Source organism: Mesorhizobium sp. M7A.F.Ce.TU.012.03.2.1 (assembly GCF_004006095.1).
Taxonomy (GTDB): domain Bacteria; phylum Pseudomonadota; class Alphaproteobacteria; order Rhizobiales; family Rhizobiaceae; genus Mesorhizobium.
The window spans coordinates 5,002,184-5,026,921 of the sequence record NZ_CP034779.1 but is presented as its reverse complement, the minus strand read 5'-3'; the positions used below and the strand labels follow the sequence as shown (position 1 = coordinate 5,026,921).

Below are 24,738 nucleotides of genomic sequence, written 5' to 3'. Positions count from 1 at the left end.
CGTCGCGGCCATCCAAGGCTGTCTCCTTCATCGGTTTACAAGATTATGCGCCACTATCCAGATTCAATGCCGAAGTCCCGCGAGATGTTCGAACGGGCCCGCAAGGTCATGCCGGGAGGAAACACCCGGACAACGGTCTTCATCGACCCGTTTCCGATCTATGCCCAGCGCGGCGAGGGCTGCCGCGTCTGGGACGTCGATGGAAACGTCTACTACGACTGCATCAACAATTTCACGGCCATGATCCATGGCTACGGCCATCCCGCCGTCACGGCCGCGGTGGTGGACCAGATGCCCCGCGGATCGGCTTTCGGAGCGCCCACCGAGAGCGAACTTGATCTTGCTGAACTGTTGGTGGAGCGCCTTCCGTCAGTCGAGCAGGTTCGCTTCGCCAACTCCGGCACGGAAGGCGTCATGATGGCGATCAAGGCGGCTCGGGCGTTCACCGAGCGGTCGAAGATCGTCAAGATCGAAGGTGCCTACCATGGCTCCTACGACTTCGCGGAAGTCAGCCTGGACAGTTCGCCCGCCAACTGGGGCGACATGCCTGCCTCAACTGCATACGCGAAAGGCACGCCGAAGGGAGTTCTCGATGATGTCATCGCGGTGCCGTTCAACGATACGGAGGCGCTGCGTGCCGTCTTCGACGCGCATGGCGACACGATAGCGGGTGTTCTGATCGACCCGATGCCGAACCGCGCCGGACTTATTCCCGCGCGAAAGGATTATCTCGACGCGATGGTCGAGATCGCTCATGCCGCCGGCTCGCTGGTGATCCTCGACGAGGTGATCTCGCTCCGCCTTGGCTATTCGGGGGCGCAGGGCCTGTGGAGCATCACGCCCGATCTGACGGCTCTCGGCAAGATCATCGGCGGAGGATTCCCGGTCGGCGCCGTCGGCGGCCGCGCCGACGTGATGGCGGTGTTCGATCCAACACGAGGCAAGCCTGCATTGCCGCATGGCGGCACCTTCACCGCGAACCCGGTGACGATGCGAGCCGGTCTGGCGGCGATGCGCGCGTTGACCCCGGCTAGCTTCGCGCATCTGGACGCTATCGGCAGCCTGCTTCGCGAGGGCATCACGGCCTCGCTTGCTCGCCATGGTCTCAACGGGCAGTGCGTCGGTCTCGGCTCGCTCTTCAAAGTTCATTTCACGGCGTTGCCGATCACGGATTACCGGTCAGTCTATCCGGGTGCGTCCGAACGCATGAAGCTCGACCTGTTCCACAAGGGTCTGCTCGACCGCGGCGTGCTTTCGGCGAGTTACGGACTCTTCGCGCTTTCCACCTCCATGACCGAGGAAGACGCACGCGAGATCCTTTCCGCAATCGACGGCGCCCTCGCAGCAATCGCTCCGAAGCAATGACGTAGCGCGTCCAGCGCCGGATCCATCCGGCACGGGACGAGCAGCAACAGATGGAAGTCACATGACAGCTTCTCCTCACGTCGTCGTCATCGGTGCGGGTACCCTCGGTATGTGTTCTGCGCACGCGCTCGCGGAACAGGGCGCTCGCGTCACCGTCATCGACGCACGATCCATTGCGTCAGGATCCAGCGGCCGCTCGGTCGGGGTCGTTGGGACACAGCTCACGGATCCGTTCGAGATACAGCTGCGCATGCAATCGGTGCAGCGCGTCCGCCGGTGGCAAGAGCGCCTCGGTCTCGGCTTCAGCCCTATCGGCTACCTGCGTCTGGCGCGCACCTCCGAGCAGATGGAACTGTTCGCGCGCTCGGTGGAGATCCAGCGCGATGCCGGCTTCAGATCCAGGGTCTACCAGGCGAACGAGCTTCAGCAACTCGTGCCGCACTTGAGTTCAGATGGGCTCGAAGGCGGCATCTTCGGGCCGGACGACGGCTTCCTCGATCCCCACGAAATGTGCACGCTGCTGGCGCAACAGGTGAAGAAGCTCGGCTCCGAGGTTTTCCAGTTCCGCAAGCTGCTTGGTGCCGCGCGGACATCCGGTGGCTATCGGTTGGACACCAGCAAAGGGCCGATCGGCTGCGACTTCGTCGTGAATGCGGCAGGCGCCTGGGCGCCACGCGTTGCCGAGATGCTCGGACAGACGCTACACATCCACCCCGAGCGCCACGAGGCGCTGACAATCCACTTGGACGCGCCGCTCCCGTACACAATGCCGATGGTCATGGATCTGGTGAACGGGCAGGGCACCGGACTCAACTTTCGGCACGAGAAAGCGAGCGAGCTCATCGCCGAGATACACAAGGTAAGTTCGCCGTCGCCCGAAGATCCGGACAACTACAACGAGCAGTGCGAGGAAGGGTCCAAGGTCATGCTGGCCGAGATGCTGATCGAACGCCTGCCTGATCTGCCGGGCGCCCGGCTCGGCCGGGGTTGGGCAGGCCTCTACCCTGTCACCGCCGACCACCGTCCCTATGTCGGACCAGTCGATCAGTCGGAGCCCGGTCTGATCACCGCGGCCGGTGCGGGCGGCTACGGGATTCAGCTTGCGCCGGTGATTGGGCTGATCGTCGCAGACTGGGTGCTCAAGGGCTCTCCCGCATCGATCCCAGGCACCGAAAGTCTCGCTCCAACTCCGGAAAGAAACGTTCCGGGCACACATACTGCGGCGGCTTGACCAGTGGGACACCGGCGTTAGCGCAAGGACAAAGAAGCCATGCCCGAGGCAGAAAATATCGTACGCATCAAGAACATCAACGTGATCTATGGCGGCCATCACGCCGTGAAGAACGTCTCGCTCGACATCACGCGCGGCGAGGTCGTGGCGATCGTCGGACCCAGCGGCGCGGGAAAGAGCACGCTGCTGCGTGCGATCAACATGCTCGAACAGCCGTCATCCGGCACCCTTGAAGTGGGTGCCATCCGGTTTTCGGTCGACCGCAATCTGTCCGCCGGAGAGCTGCTGAGTCTCCGACGTTCCACCGGGATGGTTTTCCAGTCCTTCAACCTGTTTCCGCACATGACCGTGCAGCGCAACATTTCGCTGCCGCAGATGCGGGTTCTGGGGCGCACCAAGGAGCAGGCGGACGCGCGCACCGCCCAATTGCTCGAACGCGTACACCTTACGGACAAGGCGCAAGCCTATCCGGCGCGCCTGTCGGGTGGCCAGCAGCAGCGTATCGCGATCGCACGCGCCCTGGCTCTTGACCCCAAGGTGATGCTCTTCGACGAAGCCACGAGCGCCCTGGATCCCGAACTCGGGCTTGAGGTGTTGGCCGTGATGCGCGAGCTCGCCCAGGAAGGCATGACAATGATCATCGTCACGCACGAGATCGCCTTTGCCGCAGACGTCGCCGACCGCGTAATCGTCATGGCTAATGGAGAGATCATCGAGCAGGGTCCGCCTGATGCCGTGATCCGCAATCCGTCCTCGCCCCGCACGCGGCAGTTCTTCCGTGCCGTGGTCGATCGCAGATGATCGACCTGCTGGTTTCACTGCTCAGAGGCGTTCCGGCCACGCTGCTGGTGACCTTCGGCGCTTTCGGAGTCGGGGCCATCGCAGCCATGCCGCTGGTGCTGATGCGACGTTCCCGGTTGCTTCTGCTAAGCGCGCCGGCGCGCCTATACATCGACGTTGTCCGAGGAATCCCGCCGATCGTCTGGCTGTTCATTATTTTCTTCGGATTGGGCAGCGGAGTGATCGTTCTCAGTTCATATCAGGCTGCCATCCTGGGCATGGGGTTGGTATCAACGGCCTATCTCGCCGAAATCTATAGGGGTGGCTTCCTGGCCCTCTCGAAGGGCCAGCGGGAGGCGTCCACGGCGCTCGGTATGTCGCGCCTGGATACGCTGCGCTATATCCTGGCGCCGCAGGTCCTGCGCGTCTCGGTTCCACCCATGGCGACCTTCCTTGTTAGCCTGCTCAAAGACACGACCGTGGCCTCCACGATCGGTGTCCGCGACGTGATGATGTATGCATCGCAGCAGGCTCAAGGCGGCGGCGGCAGCTTCGCGCCGTTCATTTTCGCGGCGCTTCTCTACATCGTGCTGTCCATACCCGTTGTCGTGTTGGCACGCGCCGTGGACGGGCGGCTGCGCTCAAGAGGGCAAGCGAAATGAGCGAGATGCTGGCTAACTGGCTGGACTGGTCGCCCCAGCTTTTCCAAGGAGCTATTGTCAGTCTTCAGTTGGCGGGCCTGGCGCTGCTGTTCGGATTGCCTACCGGCCTCGTTCTTGCGCTTGCCTCTTCCTCTGGAAACAGGCTCGTCCGCTATTTCGCGGTGGTATTGGTCGAGATCGGGCGTGGTGCGCCTGCACTCGTCGTCCTGCAGATGGTCTACTATGGATTGCCTGCTTCCGGGATGACCGTAAGTGCCTTCACCTCTGGCGTGATTGCGTTGGCGCTAACGACAGGCGCCTACACCAGCGAGATCCTTCGCGCCGGTCTGAACGCGGTTCCGCATTGTGAGATCGAGGCGGGCTGGGCGCTCGGCATGACCCGCCGGGACATCCTGCGCTTCGTAGTGATCCCCCAAGGAATCCTGTTCGCAATACCCGCACTGATGGGCTTTGCCATTCTCATCTTCCAGGCGACGGCCCTTACATACACGATCGCCATCCCCGAACTTCTGGCGCGCGCCTATCGCGTGGGTGCGGCCACCTACCTCTACCTCGATGTCCTGATCTTGGCGGGCCTGTTCTATCTCGCCATCACCGTCCCATTCGGGTGGCTGGTCTCGTACACCGAACGTAGGCTGGGCAGCCATCTCGGCTGACCTGCAATCAAAAACCATCAATGTCAGAGGAGAGCACAGTGAAAAATTGGAGTAAGATTATCTCGGCCGCGGCCATTGCTACGGCCTTGGGTGCCAGCGTCGCGTCCGCACAGGATTGCAAGCCGCAGCACGTTTTCGAAACCGTGTCAGCGGGCAAACTCACAGTCGCGCTTACCAACACCGCTCCGTATTCGCTCGAAAAAGACAGCGGCATCGCGGGTATCGACGGCGATCTCGTGAAGCGTTTTGCCAAGGAGAACTGCCTGGAGATCGCTTATGAGATCTTCACATATCCAGGCGCGGTTTCCGCAGTTCAGTCGCGGCGCGCGGACATCGCGCTTGGCGGCTTCTATCGTACCGCCGCCCGCGCCAAGGTCGTCGCTCTGTCTACGCCGGTCTATCTCGACCAACTGTCCGTCACCTCGACCAACGGCATTGATACTGTCGATGGTCTGCTGGGCAAGAAGGTCGGCACCGTTGAAGGATACTTGTGGGTCCAGGACATGGAGAAGCTATACGAAGGCTCCAAGACCTACCCGTCGTCGCTGAACCTCGCGCAGGACCTTCATGCCGGTCGTATTGAGGCGGCGCTCGACGGCTTCGGCTCCGCTGTCATTCAGAACGAAGGACAGAATTATAAGGTAAATGTGCTGAAACAAGATCCGCGCATCGATGCGACCAAGAACCCGTCGCAGACCGCCTTCCTGCTGGACAAGAGCAACGAGGATCTTGCGAAGGCCGTTGACACGTCCCTAGAAGCTTACCGCAAGGATGGCGCGATCGCGGAAGCGCTCAAGGCTTACGGGCTGGATCCGTCAGCCGCAGATGTCGGTGACGCCCGCGTCATCGAGTAAGCCGCTGGTATGAATGGCCGCTCCGCCTGTGCCTCCCGTTTTTAGGAAGAAAACCGAGCGAGGCGGGCGGCCTGGACGTTTGCTGCGCGGCTGCGATCCGAGCGTGTGCTAAATGCCTGCCGTCGACTACGTCGCCCCCGATGCCTACATCAATTCGGACGCCGGCAGGATCATGGCCTCGCCGGGCGACCAGATGTCGATTGAACCGCAGGATCCAGCCTGACGAATGGGACGTGGCAGTGCTGGTCGATTGGCTTCAGCGCGAGACACTGGCGACTGTCAGCTCGCCGACCTCATCCAAGGCGAGGAGCTTCCCTCGCTTTTACGCCCGTTCCTGCTGTGCAGAGCAGTGCCGCTGGCTCGCACCTTGGCTATAGAGCTTCTATCAACGCGCAGTGTGCATGATCGCATCTGTGGGGCGCGGGAGGTTTCGAGGAGAACACGATCTGGCATTTGAAGTTTGCTCCTAGGGCAGCGCCTGCTTTGACGAGCTTCGCCAACGCAAGTCTTGCGGCCTTCCGAGAGAAGATTGTCGCCGGTAGTGACGAAGAGCGCGAAAACTTATTGCGCAAGCTTGACTGCGGCGCTGGCGCACCGGCGGAAGTCTGCTGTTCGGGCTTCGTGCTGGCCGTTGCTCGCGCCAACCGTGGCTAAGTTCGCCGTCCCATCCACTCTTCACGCCGTTCAGCATCGAACGCCTGCCGAGCCTTCGCGGCCCATAGATCTCGTGCATGCTCGCCTTCAGCGCTCTGCAATTTGTCGGCCGCCTATCCCGCTGGTTGCCTTTGCCAACGAGGCCAAGCCTCTTCAGGCCATCCGCGCGAGATCAACCGGTTCGACCTTGACGGGCAGGCCGTGCACCGCAGCGGCATGAGCCAGAATGAGTTTTACAAAACCGATATCGATGCCTAGCGTCATCGGTCCAGCACCTTGGGCAGCCCGGTCACGGCCGAAACGAATGAGCCGCTCGCGATCGAGAGCCGCGATGTTGCACTTGCCGAGATGTCTTTGGAGCAAAGCGAGGGCCGCGGCCTTGGAGCGGCGAGGGGACTTGCCTACATCGCACATGTCGTCGATATGAAGGTCGATGAGTTCGCCGAAGGTTTTCAGGCGCGCTGTTCGAGACTTTGCCGGTGTCTCACCGCGATCGACTTGGCGCTAGGTTTCGGTTGCCCAGCGCCTGGCGTCGTCTCGGCGCAGAAAAGTCTCGCTGACGTAGCGACCTTTGCGACGGACCTGGACACGCCAGGACCCGGACGAGAGCTTTGTGTAGGTGGCCTTTTTTTCGTGTGCGCTCCGTGTGCACTGAGAGCGTGGCGAAAAAGGGTCGTATGCTGGCGTAAAATCGTGTGCACTCGGCAGGTTCGAACGATTTGATGTTAAAGAAAAAATGCTGAAAAATCAAGATCATAAAGTGGCCGTGGCCCCGATGATGGACTGGACGGACCGGCATTGCCGGTTCTTCCACCGCCAGCTGACAAGCCATGCGCTGCTTTACACCGAGATGGTGGTGGCCGACGCGGTCATCCATGGCGCGCGCGAGCGGCTGATCGGCTTCGATGCGGTGGAACATCCGGTCGCGCTGCAGCTCGGCGGCTCGGATCGTGAAAAGCTCGCCGAGGCTGCCCGCATTGGCGAGGCCTTTGGCTATGACGAGATCAACCTCAATGTCGGCTGTCCGTCAGACCGCGTCCAGTCGGGCACGTTCGGTGCCTGCCTGATGAAAGTGCCGGACCTCGTCGCCGGCTGCATCGCGGCGATGAAAGCGGCGGTGAAGATCCCCGTGACCGTTAAATGCCGTATCGGCGTCGACGAGCAGGATCCGGAGCCGGCCCTGGATGCGCTGGCGGATGGGGTTTTCGATGCCGGCGCCGACGCGTTGTGGGTGCATGCACGCAAGGCGTGGCTGGAAGGGCTGAGTCCCAAGGAAAACCGAGACATCCCGCCGCTCGATTACAGCAGAGTCTATCGACTGAAGGCAAAAAAGAATAACAAATTCATAGGTCTAAATGGTGGAATTCAGTCGATTGAAGAGGCGCAGAAGCATCTCGGTCATGTCGATGGCGCGATGCTTGGCCGCGCCGCCTACCACACGCCCGGCATTCTGGCCGGCGTCGATGCCGCTTTCTACGGCGTCCAGTCCGAGCCGTTCGATTTCGCCGCGCTGATCGATGCGATGGCGGACTATGCGGCACGCCATATCGAGCAGGGTGGGCGGCTTGGCCATGTCACCCGCCATATGGTCGGACTGTTCCATGGCCTGCCCGGTGCGCGCCGCTACCGGCAGATCCTGTCCACGGACGCGACAAAACCCGGGGCCGGCCCGGACGTGCTGAAGACGGCTTACGCGGCCGTCGAGTTCGGTGGCGCAGCAGCCGAAGCGGCTTGAGCTTCGGGGATCAATCCCTGAGGATCATGCGGTCGCCGCGCACGTCAAAACCCGACAATGAACCGATGAAGTTCATGCCGAGCAGGCTCTGGCTGAGCATGCCGGGTGCGGCGATCATCACCGACATATCCCTGCGCATGATGCCGCCGATCGCAATCTGATCGGTTTTCACGGCCGCGGCGCGTGCCATGCCGTTGGCGGTCGAAACCGGTATGGTGTAGTTGAGCGCCGCTGGATTGAATCCGGCGGCCTGCGCATCCTGCGACGTCAGCACGGTGCTGGTTGCGCCGGTATCCACCACGGCCCGGACCGGGTTCCCATTGATCAGGATGCGCGCTTCGAAATGGCCGTTGTCCGCCTTGTCGAGCGTCACCGTGGCGTGGCCGTCCTCGACGCCAAGCGCAAGCGGGCTGCCGGGAACAAGGCCCGCGGTCACCCGGCTGGCGACATCCTGCAACTCATAGCGATACTGGTAGCCGGCGATCAGCGCGAGTGCGATCGCCGCCCAGGCGCCGAGATTGCGGGCCATGGCGCCCAGGGGTCGGCCCGAGCGAAGCAGGCCGGCGCCGATAAGGGCGCCAAAGGCACCGAGCCAGATCAGCCGGCTGAAATCGTTGTTCTCGACGCCGAGCGTGCTGCCGGCGGAATCATTGAGCATGAGCAGGACTGCTCCCACCCCGATCGCGGCCATCAAAATCCAGAACAACCGGCTCATCCGCACCTCACGATAGCGCGTCGCGTTCGCGCGCCATACGGGTGCGGCGAGTTTCCCGGCGCGGCCGGCGTTCGACCGTCTCCAGCCGGGCCGGCAATTGCGCCATGACGCTGCGGCGCGTTTCCGTCGTCATCCCGATCCAGGCGCCGATTTCCTCGCGCGTGCGACCGCAACCGAAACAGAAGCCGGTTTTCATGTCGATCGAACAGACCAGGATGCACGGGGATTCGATGGCCGTCATGACTTTCTCTTGGGCTTCCATCCGGAATCCCTTGTTCCACCTCCACATGGTGCAATGGCAAAGCCAATGCAAGCCCTCGCGATTGCGCCCTTCGGGGCCGGCTTTGCGGCAAATGCAGGCCCATCATCCCGGAGGTTGTGCCAACCCCGCAAGGCGGCTATGCCGCTCACCAACTCCAGGGAATGATCGATAACAAGATGACCAGCGCACTGCCTTTCGACGATTTTCGCAACCTGTTGGCCAACCTGCCGGCGGCCGACACGGCAGCCGAGACCCGCGTGCGCACGCTGTTTGCCAAGGCCGATAAACCAGGCAATTCGCTTGGCCGCATCGAGGACATCGCCGCCTGGTTGGCCGGCTGGAGCGGACGGGCTCCGCCCGCGGTGACAAGACCGCTGATGGCGGTCTTTGCCGGCAATCACGGCGTCACGCGCCATGGCATTTCGCCACGGCCGGTCGCGGCGACCGCCAACGCGGTCGAACTTTGCGCCGCGGGAGGTGCCGCGATCAACCAGATCTGCATTGCCTACGATCTCGGGCTGAAGGTTTTCGATCTTGCCCTGCACATCCCGACCGCCGACATCACCGAAGAGGCCGCGCTGGACGAGCGTGGCTGTGCCGCCACCATGGCCTTCGGCATGGAAGCGATCGCCGGCGGCACTGACCTTTTGTGTCTCGGCGATCTCGGCGTCGGCAACTCGACCGTCGCCGCCGCCCTGTTTGCGGCACTGTTCGGGGGCAGGGGCGCCGATTGGGTCGGCCCGGGGTCGGGCGCCGATGCGGCGATGCAGGCACGCAAAGCCGACGTGGTCGATGCGGCGCTGGCTTTTCATGGCGGCCATCTCGGCGACCCGCTCGAGGCGCTGCGCCGGGTCGGTGGCCGTGAATTCGCGGCGATCGCCGGCGCCATCCTTGCCGCGCGGATGCAGAAGATCCCGGTGCTGCTCGACGGATTGGCGGCGACGGCAGCCGCAGCGGTACTGCATGGCGTCAATCCCACAGCGCTCGAGCATTGCCTTCTGGCCAGCCTGTCGCCGGAACCCGCGCATGCACGCGCCGCCCAACGGCTAGGGCTGCGCCCGTTGCTTGATTTGGGTATCAGCCATGGCGAAGGGGCAGGGGCCGCCCTTGCTGCGGGGCTGGTCAAGGCCGCCGCGCTGACCAGTTCGGGCATGGCAGCTGCGGTACGTGGCTAGAGTCTTGCCGGATTACCGTCGTCGAGCCGCCACCGCCGCAGTCGGCAGTGCCGGCAGTTCCTCCATCACCCGGCTGAGCGGGAAGATCGCGATCGCCTCGGTCCCTTCGCGCAGCTTGGAATGAAGTTCGAACTCGCCGCCATGCATGGCGAGCAGCCCTTGCACGATCGGCAGGCCAAGCCCGGTGCCTTGCTCGGCGCTCTTGATGGCAATGGAGCCCTGGCCGAAGGCGGAAAGCACGATCGGGATCTCGTCTTCCGGTATGCCCGGTCCGTTGTCCTTGATTGAAATGTATTGTCCGCCGCCCGCCGTCCAACCAACGCGGACACGGATTTCACCGCCGGTAGCGGTGAATTTTATCGCATTCGACAGAAGGTTGAGCGTGATCTGTCGCACCGCACGCTCATCAGCGAAAAGGCGCGGCAGTTCGTGCTCGAAATCCTGGACGACCCGGATATCCTTGTTGCGCGCCCTCAACTCCATCATGTGACAGCAGTCCTCAACGATACCAAGCAGCATCACCGGTTCTTCGTTGAGCTGGTACCGGCCGGCCTCGATGCGCGACAGGTCGAGGATCTCGTTGATCAGATCGAGCAGATGCTGACCGGATTCGTGCACGTCATGGGCGTAGTCGCGATAGGTGGGATTGCTCATCGGTCCCAGCACCTCGTTCGACATCACCTCGGAAAAACCGAGAATGGCGTTGAGCGGCGTGCGCAATTCGTGGCTCATCGAAGCGAGGAACCTCGATTTTGCCAGATTGGCGTCCTCGGCCCGCCGCCGCGCCTCGTCCGACATCGATTTCGCCGTCTCCAGCTCAGCGATCAGCGCATCCTTTTCGGAGCGGAACGACAACATCATCAGGGACGAGTGGTTGAGATGACGGGCCACATAGGCGAAGAACGGCAGCGAAACGACCAGCAGCGCGGCCATGATCGCCTCGACCGGCATCCATAGCTTGGCGCCGGCATAAGCGTAGAGCGCCACGGGAACGGCAAAGGTCGCCAACAGCGCCCCGCGCAGAGACGAGGTCATCACCGCGGTCGCCGCCATGGCGAACAACAGCACCACGGCCTTGACGATGTGGAACGGATCGACCTCGCAGACGCTGCAGCCAAGCCACACGAACCATGCCCAGCCGAGACCGCACAGGAAATGGCCGATCAGGAATTCCCGTCCTGCTTGCGAAGGGTTGAGCTCCGAAGCTTCGGTGCGCTCGATGCGCCGCGCCATGAAGGCAACGATAGTGTAGCAGGTCAGGGTGAACAGCGCCCAGAGCCCGATCTCGTTGCCGATTCCGGCCAGCCGGCCGGCCGCCGCGATCGCCAGAACAAGAAGCGGGATGGCGATGGCGCCGCTGGTTATCGCGCGGGCATGGAGCTTCAGCAGTTCACGATCGAAATCGGGATTGCCGGCCTGCTGCGCAAGACGGTCACGCGTCTTGCGCACCGCGCGCGCCACATCGCTGTTGCGATGAGGTTTCCTGCGGTCCACAATGAACTTGTCCGCTGTGTTCGAGCGTTGCAAGGGCATCAAAACTTCAATTTATGCGAGCAGCGGTTTCCAAGTGTTAAGCTACGTTCGAATGATTAACCAACCGTTTGCCATATGAGCCGCTCATGGTCGCCAAGACCGCGCCGGAGATACGTTGCGCGCCCCAGAAGCCTGTGGCGCCGGCTGGTGGATTACGGGCTTGCCGTCATCATCCTCGGACTGCTGATCCTGCTGGCGGCCCGCCTCGACCGGGTGGAGACACGCAAGACACAGGGCCTGGCAATCATCAACGACGGCGATTCGATCACGCTAGGCACTGAGCGTATCCGCATGCGCGGCATCGATGCTCCGGAATATACGCAGACCTGCCGCAAGAACGGTACTGACTATTCCTGCGGCACGCTTGCGCGCCAGTCGCTGGTTCGCCTGATCGCCGGCAAGCCCGTCTCCTGTACCGGCTGGCAGCGTGATCGTTATGGCCGGCTGCTCGGCGACTGCACCGCCGGCGGCAAGGATCTCAACCGCGCGCAGGTCGAGGCGGGCTGGGCGGTTGCCTATGGCGACTTCGAGAGCGAGGAGGCCGTCGCCCGGGCGGGAAAGGCCGGCATCTGGGCGGGAACGTTCGATCAGCCGCAGGATTGGCGAGACAGCCATCACGGCGAAGTCGTCGAGAAGAAGCACGGCACACTGGCGTCGATCGGCGATGCCGTGCGCGAGATTTTTCGCTTCTGGTGATGCGCGTCCTGAAAGCCGAACCGAGAACGAACAGGAGGATGGAATGAAACTCTTCGACGGTGGCCGGGCGCCCAACCCAAGGCGGGTCCGCGTTTTCCTGGCCGAGAAAGGCATCGAAGTTCCACAGGTGCCCATCGACATGGGGGCGCTGGAACACAGGCAACAGGCGGTCAGCTCGCGCAATCCCTTGCAGCGCCTGCCGGTGCTGGAACTCGACGACGGCACCGTCATCACGGAATCCGTCGCCATCTGCCGTTATTTCGAGGAACTGCATCCCGAACCGGCCCTGTTCGGGCGTGGCGCACTCGGCAGGGCGCAGGTCGAGATGTGGCAGAGGCGGATGGAATTCAATTTGCTCAGCTGCGTCACGCAGGCCTTCCGGCACACCCATCCGGCCATGAAGGAATGGGAAATCCCGCAGGTCTCGGAATGGGGCGAGGCCAACAAGCCGAAGGCCGTGGCGTTCCTTAGGCTGCTGGATGGAGAACTGGGCAGCCGGGAGTTCATCGCCGGTGACAGCTATTCGATCGCCGACATCACCGGCCTGATCGCTGTGGACTTCATGAAGCCGGCACGCATCAAGGTGCCGGATGATTGCGCGAATGTGTTGCGCTGGCATCAGGCCGTCTCCAGCCGGCCGAGCGCATCAGCCTGAGAATGACTGCCGAACTCGAAAACCTCGTCGCCAAGGTCCGCGCCTGTCGCATCTGCGTGGAAAATCCGGCCGGTAAGCCGTTGCCGCATGAGCCGCGACCTGTGCTGCGCCCATCGTCCAGCGCCCGTATCCTGATCGCCAGCCAGGCGCCGGGGACCAAGGTGCATCTGTCGGGCATGCCGTTCACCGACGCCTCCGGCGATCGCTTGCGCAGTTGGCTTGGCGTGACGAGCGACGAATTCTACGACATCGAAAAATTCGCCATCGTGCCGATGGGTTTCTGCTTTCCCGGCCAGGATGCCAAGGGGGGAGACCTGCCGCCGAGGCGCGAATGCGCGCCGGCCTGGCGCGCGCCATTGATGGCCTCGATGCCACGGATCGATCTCGTGCTGACGATCGGCATCTATGCGCAGTCCTGGCACATGGGTGCGGCGCGCCGGCCCTCACTGACGGAAACGGTCATGGACTGGCGCTCCATCTGGGAGAATTCCGTCGGTCCCAAAGTGCTGCCGCTGCCGCATCCCTCGTGGCGCAACACCGGCTGGCTGAAGAAGAATCCATGGTTTGAAATGGATTTGCTGCCTTTTCTGCGTTCGGAAATCCGCTATCGCCTCAGATGATCTTTCAGCAAGAAATCACTCGCTTTTCCGTCAATTGGCAGAATTTCTTTCTTGTGAAAGGTCGAAATAAGGGGGAGTATAGCCAATCTATTCCCCTGGGGAGCAAAATATGGATCGCCTCGATAGAAAAATCCTCCGCCTCTTGCAGGAGGACGCGACACTCGCGGTCGCCGACGTCGCCAAGAAAGTCGGGCTGTCGACGACGCCTTGCTGGAGGCGCATCCAGAAGCTCGAGGAGGAGGGCGTCATCAAGCGGCGCGTTGCCATTCTCGACCATGAAAAGGTCAATGTGCGCGTCACCGTCTTCGTGTCGATCCGCACCAATTCGCATAGCCATGAATGGCTGCGGCGTTTCTCGGAAGTCATCCAGGAGTTTCCCGAGGTGGTCGAGTTCTACCGCATGAGCGGCGACGTCGACTATCTCCTGCGCGTCGTGGTGCCCGACATCGCGGCCTATGACGCCTTCTACAAGCGGCTGATCGCCAAGATCGAAATCCGTGACGTTTCATCATCCTTCGCCATGGAGCAGATCAAGTACACGACCGAAATCCCGCTCGACTACATGGTGCTGGACAAGGAATCGGGTGCCAACGCCGCCTGAACTGCAGCAGGTTGTCCTGCTTAGTTCTTCTTTTTGTTGAGGAAACTCCAGGGAGAATTGACCGGCAGGGTGACGGTGTCCGGCACGCTGCCGACAGCGACCACATCTGCCTTGCGGACGCTGTAGCCAGACTGGATGACGCTGACGCCGTCGAGGATGAACAGCTGGCTCTTCTCCATGTCCGGCTTCAGCGCGCCGGTGACCGCGACAGGCTGATACGCCTCGGACATTTTGTAGGGACGGGCCGGCGTGACCAAGACAATCTGGTTGGGCGGGGGCGTCGGCATGTGGCTGCACGCACCCGTCCAGGGCACCAGCAGGAACTGATAGACGAGATCGCCATCGCGATCGACCGGCAATGCGTAGCCGGCTAGCTGAATGCTTTTGTCCTGCAGGTTGAGGGACAGCGTCTCGCCATGGTCGGGCAATTTTTCCGCGATCATCGGCAGCCCGACGTTTTCGGCGGCGGATTGCGTAGCCGGACGCAGATCCTTCCAGAATATGTGCGCGGTCTCGGCCGAGGCATCGGTGGCCGCGGACACAAACAAAGAGGCAGCGAGCGCCAGGGTTGACTTTAGAGGATTGCTCATTGGCCGCTTCCTTTGAATCTGGAGTAAAGACGCCGCTGCCAATGACGTCAACGCTCCCGCCGCATCACATGTCGGCAGCCGCACCATAAGGCGACGAGATCCAGACATGCCGGAAAGCGGAATCCCGCGCCGTCAGCCTTTCCTGGCGGCGATCCGCGCGAGCGTCTTTGCATTGGTCAACTCCCTTAGGGCGTCCTTGCCGATCCAGCGCGCCGTCTTGTCAGCCGACTGCGCCAGCCGTTCGGCGGCAGCAAGGGCAGCGCCGTGCATGTCCATCGATCGTTTGCCGATCGACCGAAGCGCCCAGTTCACGGCCTTCTTCACGAAATTGCGGCTGTCGTTCGCATGCGTTTCGATGATCGGCAGGAAGGAGAGGAAGGTCGCCCCTGGCTCCTTCTTCCGGTGGACGACGGACCAGGCCATCATGGCGAAGGCCGTGCGCCGAACGAACTCCCGCTTGTCGGCCGCGAACTCGGGGATCAGTTCTTTCCAGGCGTCCGTGTCGACAAAGAGGTCGGAGACGCCGTCGACGATATCCCAGGAGTCGAAACTAGCCGCCCATCGTCTTGCATCTTCAGCAGAAAACCGTTTCGGGTCAGCCGTGACGGAAGCGATGAACTGCGCCTCCATGATGCCGGTGTCCCATAGCTCGAAGGCGCGCTCGTGGTTGCGTTTGATCTTCCTGGCGATCTGCCGCTGCATGCCGTGCGTGATACCAAGTGCACGGTCGATCTTGATGCCGTAGCGCAACATGCCGAGGCGGTTCTCCTCCGATCCGATAGCGCGCAGATGGGCGACGATTTCCGCGACACTTGACTGAGGCGAAAGCTCTGCCACCGCAGAAACCTATTTCTCGAGACGGGCGAGCAGCGAGGACGTGTCCCAGCGCTTGCCACCCATCGCCTGCACATCCTTGTAGAACTGGTCGACGAGTGCGGTGACCGGCAGTCTGGCGCCATTGCGATCGGCCTCGGCCAGGCAGATGCCGAGATCCTTGCGCATCCAGTCGACGGCGAAGCCGAAATCATATTTGCCGGCGTTCATCGTCTTGTGGCGGTTCTCCATCTGCCAGGAGCCCGCGGCGCCCTTGGAAATCACCTCGATCACCTTCTCGATGTCGAGCCCGGCCTTCTTGCCAAAATGGATGCCTTCGGCCAGGCCCTGGACGAGACCGGCGATGGTGATCTGGTTGATCATCTTGGTGAGCTGGCCGGCACCGGCCGACCCCATCAAGCCGACCATGCGGGCAAAAGCGTCGATGACAGGCTTCGCTCTGTCGAAAGCGTCCTGCTCGCCGCCGACCATGACGGTCAGCACGCCGTTCTCGGCGCCGGCCTGGCCGCCCGAGACCGGCGCGTCGAGAAACGAAAAACCACCGACTTGCGCCGCCGCCGCCAGCTCGCGAGCGACCTCGGCCGAGGCCGTGGTGTTGTCGATGAAGACCGAACCCTTCGTCATCGATTTGAAGGCGCCTTCCGGACCGGTCGTCACCGAACGCAAATCGTCGTCATTGCCGACACAGGAGAAGACAAAATCCTTGCCTTCGGCGGCCTGTGCTGGCGTCGCCGCAAGGCTACCGCCATGCCGGCCAACCCATTGCTCGGCCTTGGCCTTGGTGCGGTTGTAGACGGTGACGTCATGGCCGCCCTTGTTCTTCAAGTGCCCGGCCATCGGATAGCCCATCACGCCAAGACCGAGAAATGCAACAGATGCCATGAGCTTGCCCTTCAGAAACGGAATTTGCTGCGAGACGTCTAGGCTCTGCGCGCAATTCGTCAAGATGCGCAGGGCAGGATCGACTGGTGCAGCTGAATTTGAAAATAGTCAGCGTTTCAGGTGAACGGTGATCCGGCGCTCGATCCATTCGACTCCATGACGCAATATCTCGACCATCACCAGATAGACGAGCGCGACCCAGATATAGGCCTGGATGTCGAACGAGTTGGCGAAGGCGAGCTTGGCATTGCCCATCAGATCATAGACCGTGATGATGGCGACGATGGCGGAAGCCTTGACCATCAGGATCAGTTCGTTGCCATAGGGCCGCAAGGCGACGATCAAGGCTTGCGGCAGGATGATCTTGCGCAAGGTCTGCAGTTTGTGCAGGCCAAGCGATGCCGCCCCTTCCCATTGCCCTCTTGGCACGCTCTCGATGGCGCCGCGCAGAATCTCGGCCTGATAGGCGGCGGTGTTGAGCGCAAAGGCAAAGACGCCGCAATTGAACGCGTCCTTGAAAAAGTCCCAGAGGCCGATCGACTGGAGCTCGACCCTGAACGAGCCCAATCCGTAATAGACGAGATAAGTCTGCACCAGCAGCGGCGTGCCGCGGAAGAAATAGACGTAGCAATAGGCGAGGCCGGACAGGATCCGGTTCTTGGACATGCGCCCATAAGCGACGGGCACCGACAGAATCGCGCCGAGCACCATCGATATGGAAACCAGCGCGAGCGTAACCCCAAGCCCGCTCAAATAGGCGGGCGCATATTTGGCGAAGAAAGCGGGATTCCAGGCAAGGAAGAGATAGCTGACGATGCCAATGCCGAACAAAATCCATAGGCAGACCAGCGCGTAACCGGCGATACGCCTGCGCGGCCAGCCGCGCGCCCGTGGCGGCGGACGTTCGACCATTGTGGCCGTGGCGCTCATCGCTGCGCCTCCTGCCGGCCAAGCGAGCGCAGAATAGCGCTGGTGGCGAAGGACGACAGGACGGCCAGGCCAAGAAACACCAGCGAGGCGACACCGAAGAACAGGAAAGCATGCTTGGTGACGCGGGCGGCAATGCTGGCGTTACGCAGCGTCTCGGCCAGGCCGACGACCGACACCAGCGATGTGTCCTTGAGCAGGCTGAGCCAGCAGTTCTCCAGGCCGGGGAACGCGATGCGCAGCAGCTGCGGCACGATCACCTTGCGCATGGTCAGCCAGTTCGAAAGACCAATGGCATAGCCGCCTTCATACTGGCCTTTGGGAATGGCGCGGAAGGCGGAAAGAAAAACCTCGCTGGCATAGGACGAGAAGATCAGCGCAAGCACGATCATGCCGGCGACGAAGCTGTTGACGTCGATGGTGGTGTCCGGCCGGAAATACCTGACGAGATGCTGCAGCAGGATCGGCATGCCGAAGAAGAACAGGAAAAGCGTCACCAGTTCCGGCAGGCCGCGAAAGACCGTGGTGTAGATGTTGGCGGCAAGGCGCAGCGAGGGTTCTTCGGACTGCTTGGCGAGGGCGATGAAAAAGCCGATCGTCAATCCGATGGGCAGCGTGGCAAGCGCAAGCGCAATGGTGATCAGTGCGCCATAGGCAATATCGTCAAGCCAGCCTTCGGGTCCCCAACTGAGAAGTGTCCATATGCTCTGGGCTGGCATCGACCGGTCTTATCTCCACGGCATTCCTGAGATGAATAGAAAGACGGCGGGGAAATTCCCGCCGTCTTGACCTTTATCAGGACTCGGCGCCGTAGACGTCGAACTTGAAGTACTTGTCGTTGATTTCCTTGTATTTTCCATTGGCGCGAATGGCGTCGATGGCCGAGTTGAGCTTGTTGACCAGGTCGGTTTCGCCCTTGCGCACGGCAATGCCGGCGCCAGGCCCGAAGATCTCGACCGGCTGCGGCGACGGCTGGCCGAGGATCTTGCAGCAGGCGCCATCAGGCGAATCCAGAAACTGCTGCAGCACGACGATATCGTCCTCGATGGCGTCGAGACGACCATTGGCAAGATCTGCCTGCTCCTCGGGGCTGCTCGGATAGCCCTTCACGGTGCTGTCGGTGTAGGTCTTCGAGGCATAGTTGAAATGCGTCGTGGTGGTGGCGACGCCGATGGTCTTGCCGGCGAGGTCTTCCTTGGTCACGCCTTTCAGCGTGCTGTCCTTCGGCACGGCGAGCGCCGACGGCGTGTTGTAGTATTTGTGCGAGAAATCGACCTTTTCCATCCGCTCCGGCGTGATCGACATCGAGGCGACGATGGCGTCGAACTTGCCGGCCTGAAGGGCGGGAATGATGCCGTCCCAATCCTGGGCGACGAAGGTGCACTTGACCTTCATCTCATCACAAAGCGCCTTGGCGATGTCGATGTCGAAGCCTACGAGCTGGCCATCGGCGGTAAGGTTGTTGAAGGGTGGGTAGGCGCCTTCGGTGCCGATCCTCAGGGTCTTTTCCTGGGCCTGGGCGACGCCGAGCGTCAGCAGCGCGGCCGATGCGGCAAGCGCGATACGCAGTGAAATACGCATGATGGTCCTCTCTTTATGGTCCCGGCCGTCGTTCCGAACGGCTCTGTGGGGCGGTGCTTTTGACCGCCCGCTGGCGCGATACTCCCACTCTTTCCAAGAAAAAAGCAACTGCAAAACCGTAAAAATGGGCAAGGCTATTCTGCCGTTGCGTCAGCGCTCAAGCAACGAGCCCGGTGGTACGCTCGATGAAGTCGGCTATCGATTTTGCATCGTCGAGATCGAATACCGGCAGCTGCGCGCCTTCAATCGCAAAATCGGCGGCGACAGCGACGATGTTGGGATCCTCCGCTGAAAGCGGCGTGCGGTCCTTCGCATCCAGCCGGCGGGTTTCGATCTTGTCGTGGGCTTCGCGCTTGTAGCCCTCGACCAGCACCAGGTCGCAAGGGGCAAGCCGCGACAGGACAGTCTCCAATGTCGGCTCATCCTCGCCGCGCAGCTCGTGCATCAGTGCCCAGCGAACGCCGGAGACGATCGCGACTTCGGTGGCGCCGGCCTGCCGGTGGCGAAAACTGTCGGCACCCGGTTTGTCGATGTCGAAATCATGATGGGCGTGTTTCACCGTCGACACCTTCCAGCCGCGCCGGACAAGTTCGGTGACCAGCCTTTCGGTCAAAGTCGTCTTGCCGGAATTCTTCCAGCCGGTGATGCCGAAGACGCGTCTGTTCATGGCTTGATGCTCTGCAACAGACGCTCGGCAGACACAAGATCGTCCGGTTCGTTGATGTTGAAGAAAGGGTCGACCCCCGCCGATTGCAGAACCGGGAATTCCACCTCGACAAAACCGTGCCGGTCGATGAAAGCCGAAACCCGCCTGTTATCCTCGTCGACCAGAAAGTGCCGCAAGGCGTCGCGGCAGCCGATCGGCCAGAGCGCGAAGGTCGGGTGCCGCTTGCCGGCCGAGCGGGCAACGGCAATCGAATCGGGACTTCGATCGGCGGCCGCTGCCAGACGCTCGACAAGGTCCAACGGCAGGAAAGGCGTGTCGCCGGCAGCGCTGACGATCGCCTTGCAAGACGTATTGGCCGCGGCCCATTCGAGGCCGGTCAGGATTCCAGCGAGCGGCCCGGCAAAGCCGGGCACGCTGTCGGCAAGCACCGGCAGTCCAAAGCGCAGGAATCGCGCAGGGGCGCCATTGGCGCTGAGCGCCAGCGATTCTATTTGCGGGGTGAAGCGCGACACGACCTGGTCAAGCAGGCAGCCATCGCCAAGCGGCAACAGGCTCTTGTCGCCACCGCCCATCCGTCTCGACTGGCCACCGGCCAGGATGATCCCCGCAATGTCTCGCTTCATGCCACGAAGCCTGTACGCCAGCCGTCGGAAATCACAAGAACCTTCAATGATCTGGCTAGATTCCGTCAGGCACCATTGTCGGCCCCGTGCTTTCGGCGACGATCTTTCGCCGGCCGACCACACGCTCGCGGTAGAGCGCATAGAGGCCGGAGCCGATGATGATGGTGGCGCCGACGATCATCGGCGGATCGGGGATATCGGCAAAGATGAACAGGCCAAGCAGGATCGACCAGATCAGGGCCGTATAGCGGAACGGCGCGATGAAGGAGATGTCGCCCGCCCGCATCGCCATGATGATGAACTGGTAGCCGATCACCACCAGCACCGCGGCCAAGGCCAGCAGGGCTGTGCTGTCCCTCGTCATCGTCGTCCAGCCGCCCATTGCCGGCAACAGCGCCGCACCGACGATGGTCATGGCAAGCGCGGTTGCCGTCGACACCAGCAATGTCGGAATGGCCTTGGGGATCCGCTTGGTGGCGAGATCACGCACCGCACAACAGGCGACGCTGGCCAGCGCCGCCAGCGAGTAGATGCTGAACCCTTCGAAGCCAGGCCGCACGATAATCAGCACGCCGGCAAATCCGATGGCGATGGCCAGCCAGCGCCGCCAGCCGACAGCTTCGCCAAAGACGAGTGCGGCCCCCATCGTCACCGCCAGTGGCAGCGCCTGCAGCACCGCCGAAACATCGGCGATCGGCAAATGGGCGAGGGCGACGAGGAAACTCACCGTGGCACCGGCCTCGCTGATCACGCGCAGGGCCACCAGAGGCTGCAGCATCGAGCCCGGGCGGGCGAGTGCGCCGCGCTGCCAGGCGAGCAAGCCGACGAAAAGCGAAGCGAAAGCCCCACGGATCAACATGACCTGCGCCATGTTCATCGATTGTGACGAGTATTTGGTGATGGCATCGTTGAGGCAGAAGCCGGCCATCGCCACCATCATGAACAACGCGCCGCGAATATTTGGTGACAGGGGCAAGACGGCTACCGGTTCTGCTAATGCATGTCGCCCAAAAGTGACCTCGGTTTTGGGGAAACGACACGCATAAGAAACAAAGACCTAAAGCGCGTCGCCTGAATCCGTTCAAACGCGACGCGCTTTAGGCAGCAAGCCTGTAACAGCCGGGCGTGAAACAGCAACAGCAAAGGGCTGGGCCACAGCCTTGTTTGTGGCTCAGAAGATCACCTGCAATGGCGGCAGAACTTACTTCTTCGGCGTCAGCACCTCGGTGCCATTGCCTTCCTTGCCGGCGATGGTCCACAGACCATGCAACGAGCCGTCGTCCGTCATCTTGTAGACGACGAGGCCGATATCCTTGCCCATGACATAGCCGGCCGAGAAGGCATCATCGTTGCGCATGCAGATGCCGTCGGAAGATGAGCCACCGGTTTCCCAATGGATCGCGCAGGTCGTCCCGCTGGTCAGCGTGATGGTTGCCTCGCCGCCATAGGCAGAGCCGTCGAAGTTGGTGCCGGCGACCGTATAAGTGCCGCCGATCGACTGCGCCGCAGCGGGCACGGCCGCGAGACCAAGCAAGGCGAGAGAAAGAACGAGTCTGCGCATGGTGTATTCCCCCTGTGAGCAAAGATCCGCTTCCAGGGAAGGCTAGGCTGGAACAAGCTAGCCGTAAATCCGGCTGCGGTTCGCGAACAAGACTTTTTCTGGGGTCCGAAACTTTCATGGCCCCTTGAGACTGCCGGCAATGGCGCCGACCAGCGGGTCGTATTTCGACTTCAGGGCCGGAGGGTAGTCGACCCAGACCGTGCGGATGATACCGTCTCTCCCAAACAGACGTCGCTCGTAAAACATCTTTCCATCCTTAACGCCCGACAGCACCGCCCAATCGCTGCCGGCCTTGCCATAGGTCACCTTGTAGCCGGCTTCATCGCTGGCCTTCTCGGCCGCCACAAAGCCCTTCGGCGTATCGTTGTCTATGTTGAGGATGCCGGAGCAGATCAGGCTGGCGCCATCGGCGCTCAGCCATTGCTGTCCGTCGCCATTATCGGGCTCCGGCTGGCGATCGGTGAAGATCTCGTCGGGAAAGGTGCAGACGGTGCCGAAGCGCTCGTTCACATAAGTGAACGGCGCGGCGACCGCACTGCTTGCTGCCATTGTCGCAATCGCCAGGAATGAAGAGTGCAGCCGCATGCTCGCCTCGAGTCATGATCCGAAGCGATCTTGCATGAATTTCACGAAAAGATCAGCCGCCGGTGACGCTCATATGGCGTGACACCGATGGGCGGCTGGTGCGGCGGTCGATGATGAAGTCGTGGCCCTTGGGCTTGCGGCCGATGGCTTCGTCTATTGCATCGGCGACCAGCTCGTTGCCTTCGGAGGCGCGCAAGGGCGCGCGCAGGTCGGCGGCATCTTCCTGGCCCAGGCACATATAGAGGGTGCCGGTGCAGGTCAGCCGGACGCGGTTGCAGCTTTCGCAGAAATTATGCGTCATCGGCGTGATGAAGCCGAGCCGTCCGCCAGTCTCTGCGACCTGGACATAGCGGGCCGGGCCGCCGGTCTTGAAGGGAATGTCGGTCAGCGTGAACTGGCGTTCCAGCGACGCGCGCAGCAGCGACAGCGGCAGATACTGGTCGGTGCGGTCGGCATCGATCTCGCCCATCGGCATGGTTTCGATGACCGTCAGGTCCATGCCGCGGCCATGCGCCCAGCGCATCATCTCGGGCAGCTCGGCGTCGTTGAAATCCTTCAATGCCACCGCGTTGAGCTTGACCTTCAGCCCCGCGGCCTGCGCGGCATCGATGCCTTGCATGACCTTGTCGAGATGGCCCCAGCGGGTGATCTTGTGGAACTTGTCGGCATCGAGCGTATCGAGCGACACGTTGATGCGCTTGACGCCGCAATCGGCGAGTTCGGCGGCAAAGCGCGACAGCTGCGAGCCGTTGGTGGTCAGCGTCAGCTCTTCCAGCGCGCCGCTGGCGAGATGCCGCGAGAGCTGGCGCACCAGATGCATGATGTTCTTGCGCACCAGCGGCTCACCGCCGGTCAGGCGCAATCGCCTGACGCCCTTTTCGATGAAAACCGTGCACAGCCGGTCGAGCTCTTCCAGCGACAGCAGGTCCTTCTTCGGCAGGAAGGCCATGTCCTCGGCCATGCAATAGGTGCAGCGGAAATCGCAGCGGTCGGTGACCGACACGCGGAGATAGCTGATCGTGCGGCCGAAAGGATCAATCATGTCCATGCTTCAAGCGCTTCCTGTGGCCGTGAACGGCTTCGTTATATACCGCTATGTGATACGATCCGGCCTGCCATTCAAGATAGCGCCTCTCGATCTTTGGTAACATCTCTCAGCCGACATCGCATGTCGGTCGGTCTCATCAGGCCTTTTCCCGTTTGGCGAAGCGGCGTAGGGAAGGGCGGATGAGACGGGATCGAACAGCATGACCGCACCGAAAGAGCTCAGGGTCTCCAAGGACCGCAAACTTCTGTCCGTCACCTTTCCCGACCACCATCCATTCGAATTACCGGCGGAACTGCTGCGCGTCGCCTCGCCATCGGCCGAAGTGCAAGGCCATTCGCCGGATCAGCGGGTGACGGTCCCCGGCAAGCGCAATGTGGCAATCCTCAAGATCGAGCCAGTCGGCAACTACGCCGTGCGCATCACCTTCGACGATTTCCACGACACCGGCATCTTCACCTGGAATTACCTGCATGCGCTCGGCCACGAGAAGGATGCGCGCTGGGAAGCCTATCTCGCGGAGCTTGCGGAAAAGGGCCTGAGCCGGGACCGCTAAAATTGATTCCCCTCGCTGTCGTCAAAACGTCATCGAGATGGCGTAGCGCCGTCAAAGGTTCGGAGGCGAAAACATGTCCGTCATCACCACGGTCGAGCAGCTCGAGGCGCTCTATGGGGTTCCAGGCGAGGCCTCGCTGGTCAAGGAACTCGACCAAATCATTCCCGAATATGCCGCCTTTATCGAAGCCTCACCCTTTGTCGCGCTGGCCACCAGTGGCCCGGAGGGACTGGACTGTTCGCCGCGCGGCGATCTCGCCGGCTTTGTGCGCATCCATGATCCGAAAACCCTGATGATGCCGGATCGTCGCGGCAACAACCGCGCCGATTCGCTGAAAAACATCATCCGCGACCCACGCGTCGGCCTGCTGTTCCTGGTGCCGGGCTCCGGCACGACGCTGCGTGTCAATGGCCGCGCTCATATCACCACGGATACAGCGCTGTGCGCATCATTCACGGTGGATGGCAAGGCGGCGCGATCGGTGACCGTCATCGACATCGACTCGGTCTATTTCCAATGCGCCCGGGCCATCGTCCGCTCCGAGCTCTGGAACGCGGCAAGGCACGTCGACCCGAAGTCGCTGCCGACGCCCGGACAGATCCTGGAAATCACCAGCCGCAGGAACATCGACGGCGAGACCTACGACAAGGAATGGCCGGAACGGGCGAAGAAGACGATGTGGTAGGTCCGGGC

At 61.9% G+C, this 24,738-nt stretch carries 29 protein-coding genes; 14 read left to right on the top strand and 15 right to left on the bottom strand.

The window, feature by feature from the left end:
- Positions 1 to 84 precede the first annotated feature (84 nt).
- The 7 genes from EJ079_RS24920 (at position 85) to dusA (ending at position 7,937) form a co-directional block, all read left to right on the top strand.
- Complete coding sequence (locus EJ079_RS24920; protein ID WP_245481729.1) at positions 85 to 1,365, top strand: aspartate aminotransferase family protein; 1,281 nt, start codon at positions 85 to 87, stop codon at positions 1,363 to 1,365.
- Positions 1,366 to 1,426: 61 nt separating this feature from the next.
- Positions 1,427 to 2,596, top strand: a complete 1,170-nt coding sequence (locus EJ079_RS24915; RefSeq protein ID WP_127810432.1) for an FAD-binding oxidoreductase — start codon at positions 1,427 to 1,429, stop codon at positions 2,594 to 2,596.
- 81 nt (positions 2,597 to 2,677) lie between these two features.
- On the top strand, positions 2,678 to 3,397 hold the full coding sequence (locus tag EJ079_RS24910; protein WP_281040138.1) for an amino acid ABC transporter ATP-binding protein: 720 nt from the start codon (positions 2,678 to 2,680) through the stop codon (positions 3,395 to 3,397).
- Entirely contained in the window at positions 3,394 to 4,038 is a 645-nt protein-coding gene (locus EJ079_RS24905; RefSeq protein WP_127270812.1) for an amino acid ABC transporter permease, read from the top strand. Before EJ079_RS24910 ends, EJ079_RS24905 begins: the two co-directional genes overlap by 4 nt.
- The gene (locus tag EJ079_RS24900; protein WP_127327393.1) at positions 4,035 to 4,694 is read left to right on the top strand and encodes an amino acid ABC transporter permease; all 660 of its coding nucleotides are present in this window, start codon (positions 4,035 to 4,037) and stop codon (positions 4,692 to 4,694) included. Before EJ079_RS24905 ends, EJ079_RS24900 begins: the two co-directional genes overlap by 4 nt.
- Before the next feature lie 38 nt (positions 4,695 to 4,732).
- Positions 4,733 to 5,548 carry a transporter substrate-binding domain-containing protein gene (locus tag EJ079_RS24895; protein ID WP_164873850.1) on the top strand — a complete coding sequence of 272 codons (816 nt, stop codon included), beginning with the start codon at positions 4,733 to 4,735 and terminating at the stop codon, positions 5,546 to 5,548.
- Positions 5,549 to 6,938: 1,390 nt separating this feature from the next.
- On the top strand, positions 6,939 to 7,937 hold the full coding sequence (dusA, locus tag EJ079_RS24880; RefSeq protein WP_127810429.1) for a tRNA dihydrouridine(20/20a) synthase DusA: 999 nt from the start codon (positions 6,939 to 6,941) through the stop codon (positions 7,935 to 7,937).
- Between the two features lie 10 nt (positions 7,938 to 7,947).
- On the opposite strand, the gene EJ079_RS24875 is transcribed toward dusA, so the two are convergent.
- Together EJ079_RS24875 and EJ079_RS24870 are read right to left on the bottom strand one after the other, a co-directional pair.
- Complete coding sequence (locus EJ079_RS24875) at positions 7,948 to 8,652, bottom strand: TIGR02281 family clan AA aspartic protease (protein ID WP_127270820.1); 705 nt, start codon at positions 8,650 to 8,652, stop codon at positions 7,948 to 7,950.
- 7 nt (positions 8,653 to 8,659) lie between these two features.
- Positions 8,660 to 8,893, bottom strand: coding sequence for a DUF1289 domain-containing protein (locus tag EJ079_RS24870; protein ID WP_027036625.1), 234 nt, complete (start codon positions 8,891 to 8,893; stop codon positions 8,660 to 8,662).
- A 197-nt stretch (positions 8,894 to 9,090) separates the two neighbouring features.
- Here EJ079_RS24870 and EJ079_RS24865 point away from each other — a divergent pair, with 197 nt between their 5' ends.
- Complete coding sequence (locus tag EJ079_RS24865) at positions 9,091 to 10,089, top strand: nicotinate-nucleotide--dimethylbenzimidazole phosphoribosyltransferase (protein ID WP_127397489.1); 999 nt, start codon at positions 9,091 to 9,093, stop codon at positions 10,087 to 10,089.
- A gap of 12 nt (positions 10,090 to 10,101) precedes the next feature.
- Here the strand turns inward: EJ079_RS24865 and EJ079_RS24860 are convergent, their stop codons facing one another.
- Positions 10,102 to 11,622: a HAMP domain-containing sensor histidine kinase gene (locus EJ079_RS24860; protein ID WP_127810428.1), complete on the bottom strand. Its 1,521-nt coding sequence runs from the start codon at positions 11,620 to 11,622 to the stop codon at positions 10,102 to 10,104.
- Between the two features lie 75 nt (positions 11,623 to 11,697).
- Between EJ079_RS24860 and EJ079_RS24855 the strand changes: the two genes are divergently transcribed.
- The 4 genes from EJ079_RS24855 (at position 11,698) to EJ079_RS24840 (ending at position 14,194) form a co-directional block, all read left to right on the top strand.
- Positions 11,698 to 12,318, top strand: a complete 621-nt coding sequence (locus tag EJ079_RS24855) for a thermonuclease family protein (protein WP_127810427.1) — start codon at positions 11,698 to 11,700, stop codon at positions 12,316 to 12,318.
- 43 nt (positions 12,319 to 12,361) lie between these two features.
- Positions 12,362 to 12,973, top strand: coding sequence for a glutathione S-transferase (locus EJ079_RS24850; RefSeq protein ID WP_127810426.1), 612 nt, complete (start codon positions 12,362 to 12,364; stop codon positions 12,971 to 12,973).
- On the top strand, positions 12,913 to 13,593 hold the full coding sequence (locus EJ079_RS24845) for a uracil-DNA glycosylase family protein (RefSeq protein WP_127810425.1): 681 nt from the start codon (positions 12,913 to 12,915) through the stop codon (positions 13,591 to 13,593). The genes EJ079_RS24850 and EJ079_RS24845 overlap by 61 nt, the downstream gene beginning before the upstream one ends.
- Before the next feature lie 109 nt (positions 13,594 to 13,702).
- A complete protein-coding gene (locus tag EJ079_RS24840) occupies positions 13,703 to 14,194 on the top strand; it encodes an Lrp/AsnC family transcriptional regulator (RefSeq protein ID WP_006205209.1) in 492 nt (163 codons plus the stop codon).
- 20 nt (positions 14,195 to 14,214) lie between these two features.
- Here EJ079_RS24840 and EJ079_RS24835 read toward each other — a convergent pair whose 3' ends face one another.
- The 12 genes from EJ079_RS24835 to moaA form a co-directional block, all read right to left on the bottom strand.
- A complete protein-coding gene (locus EJ079_RS24835; protein WP_245481728.1) occupies positions 14,215 to 14,871 on the bottom strand; it encodes a DUF3299 domain-containing protein in 657 nt (218 codons plus the stop codon).
- A 45-nt stretch (positions 14,872 to 14,916) separates the two neighbouring features.
- The gene (locus EJ079_RS24830; protein ID WP_127810424.1) at positions 14,917 to 15,621 is read right to left on the bottom strand and encodes a DNA alkylation repair protein; all 705 of its coding nucleotides are present in this window, start codon (positions 15,619 to 15,621) and stop codon (positions 14,917 to 14,919) included.
- A 9-nt stretch (positions 15,622 to 15,630) separates the two neighbouring features.
- Positions 15,631 to 16,500: an NAD(P)-dependent oxidoreductase gene (locus EJ079_RS24825; RefSeq protein WP_127810423.1), complete on the bottom strand. Its 870-nt coding sequence runs from the start codon at positions 16,498 to 16,500 to the stop codon at positions 15,631 to 15,633.
- A 108-nt stretch (positions 16,501 to 16,608) separates the two neighbouring features.
- Positions 16,609 to 17,430 carry an ABC transporter permease gene (locus EJ079_RS24820; protein WP_127810422.1) on the bottom strand — a complete coding sequence of 274 codons (822 nt, stop codon included), beginning with the start codon at positions 17,428 to 17,430 and terminating at the stop codon, positions 16,609 to 16,611.
- Positions 17,427 to 18,146 (bottom strand): ABC transporter permease, encoded by a 720-nt coding sequence (locus EJ079_RS24815; RefSeq protein ID WP_127270845.1) that lies wholly within the window; start codon positions 18,144 to 18,146, stop codon positions 17,427 to 17,429. Before EJ079_RS24815 ends, EJ079_RS24820 begins: the two co-directional genes overlap by 4 nt.
- 76 nt (positions 18,147 to 18,222) lie before the next feature.
- Positions 18,223 to 19,008: an ABC transporter substrate-binding protein gene (locus EJ079_RS24810; RefSeq protein ID WP_027036615.1), complete on the bottom strand. Its 786-nt coding sequence runs from the start codon at positions 19,006 to 19,008 to the stop codon at positions 18,223 to 18,225.
- 157 nt (positions 19,009 to 19,165) lie between these two features.
- Complete coding sequence (gene mobB / locus EJ079_RS24805) at positions 19,166 to 19,675, bottom strand: molybdopterin-guanine dinucleotide biosynthesis protein B (protein ID WP_127810421.1); 510 nt, start codon at positions 19,673 to 19,675, stop codon at positions 19,166 to 19,168.
- Positions 19,672 to 20,298, bottom strand: a complete 627-nt coding sequence (mobA, locus tag EJ079_RS24800) for a molybdenum cofactor guanylyltransferase MobA (protein ID WP_127810420.1) — start codon at positions 20,296 to 20,298, stop codon at positions 19,672 to 19,674. Before mobA ends, mobB begins: the two co-directional genes overlap by 4 nt.
- A gap of 55 nt (positions 20,299 to 20,353) precedes the next feature.
- The gene (locus tag EJ079_RS24795; RefSeq protein ID WP_127810419.1) at positions 20,354 to 21,274 is read right to left on the bottom strand and encodes a DMT family transporter; all 921 of its coding nucleotides are present in this window, start codon (positions 21,272 to 21,274) and stop codon (positions 20,354 to 20,356) included.
- Between the two features lie 225 nt (positions 21,275 to 21,499).
- Positions 21,500 to 21,859, bottom strand: coding sequence for a hypothetical protein (locus EJ079_RS24790; protein WP_127810418.1), 360 nt, complete (start codon positions 21,857 to 21,859; stop codon positions 21,500 to 21,502).
- Positions 21,860 to 21,973: 114 nt separating this feature from the next.
- Entirely contained in the window at positions 21,974 to 22,408 is a 435-nt protein-coding gene (locus tag EJ079_RS24785; protein WP_245481727.1) for a hypothetical protein, read from the bottom strand.
- An 88-nt stretch (positions 22,409 to 22,496) separates the two neighbouring features.
- A complete protein-coding gene (moaA, locus tag EJ079_RS24780; protein WP_127270849.1) occupies positions 22,497 to 23,492 on the bottom strand; it encodes a GTP 3',8-cyclase MoaA in 996 nt (331 codons plus the stop codon).
- Between the two features lie 199 nt (positions 23,493 to 23,691).
- Here moaA and EJ079_RS24775 point away from each other — a divergent pair, with 199 nt between their 5' ends.
- The gene (locus tag EJ079_RS24775; protein ID WP_127810416.1) at positions 23,692 to 24,045 is read left to right on the top strand and encodes a DUF971 domain-containing protein; all 354 of its coding nucleotides are present in this window, start codon (positions 23,692 to 23,694) and stop codon (positions 24,043 to 24,045) included.
- Positions 24,046 to 24,118: 73 nt separating this feature from the next.
- Entirely contained in the window at positions 24,119 to 24,730 is a 612-nt protein-coding gene (locus EJ079_RS24770) for a pyridoxamine 5'-phosphate oxidase family protein (protein WP_127398717.1), read from the top strand.
- Positions 24,731 to 24,738 lie beyond the last annotated feature (8 nt).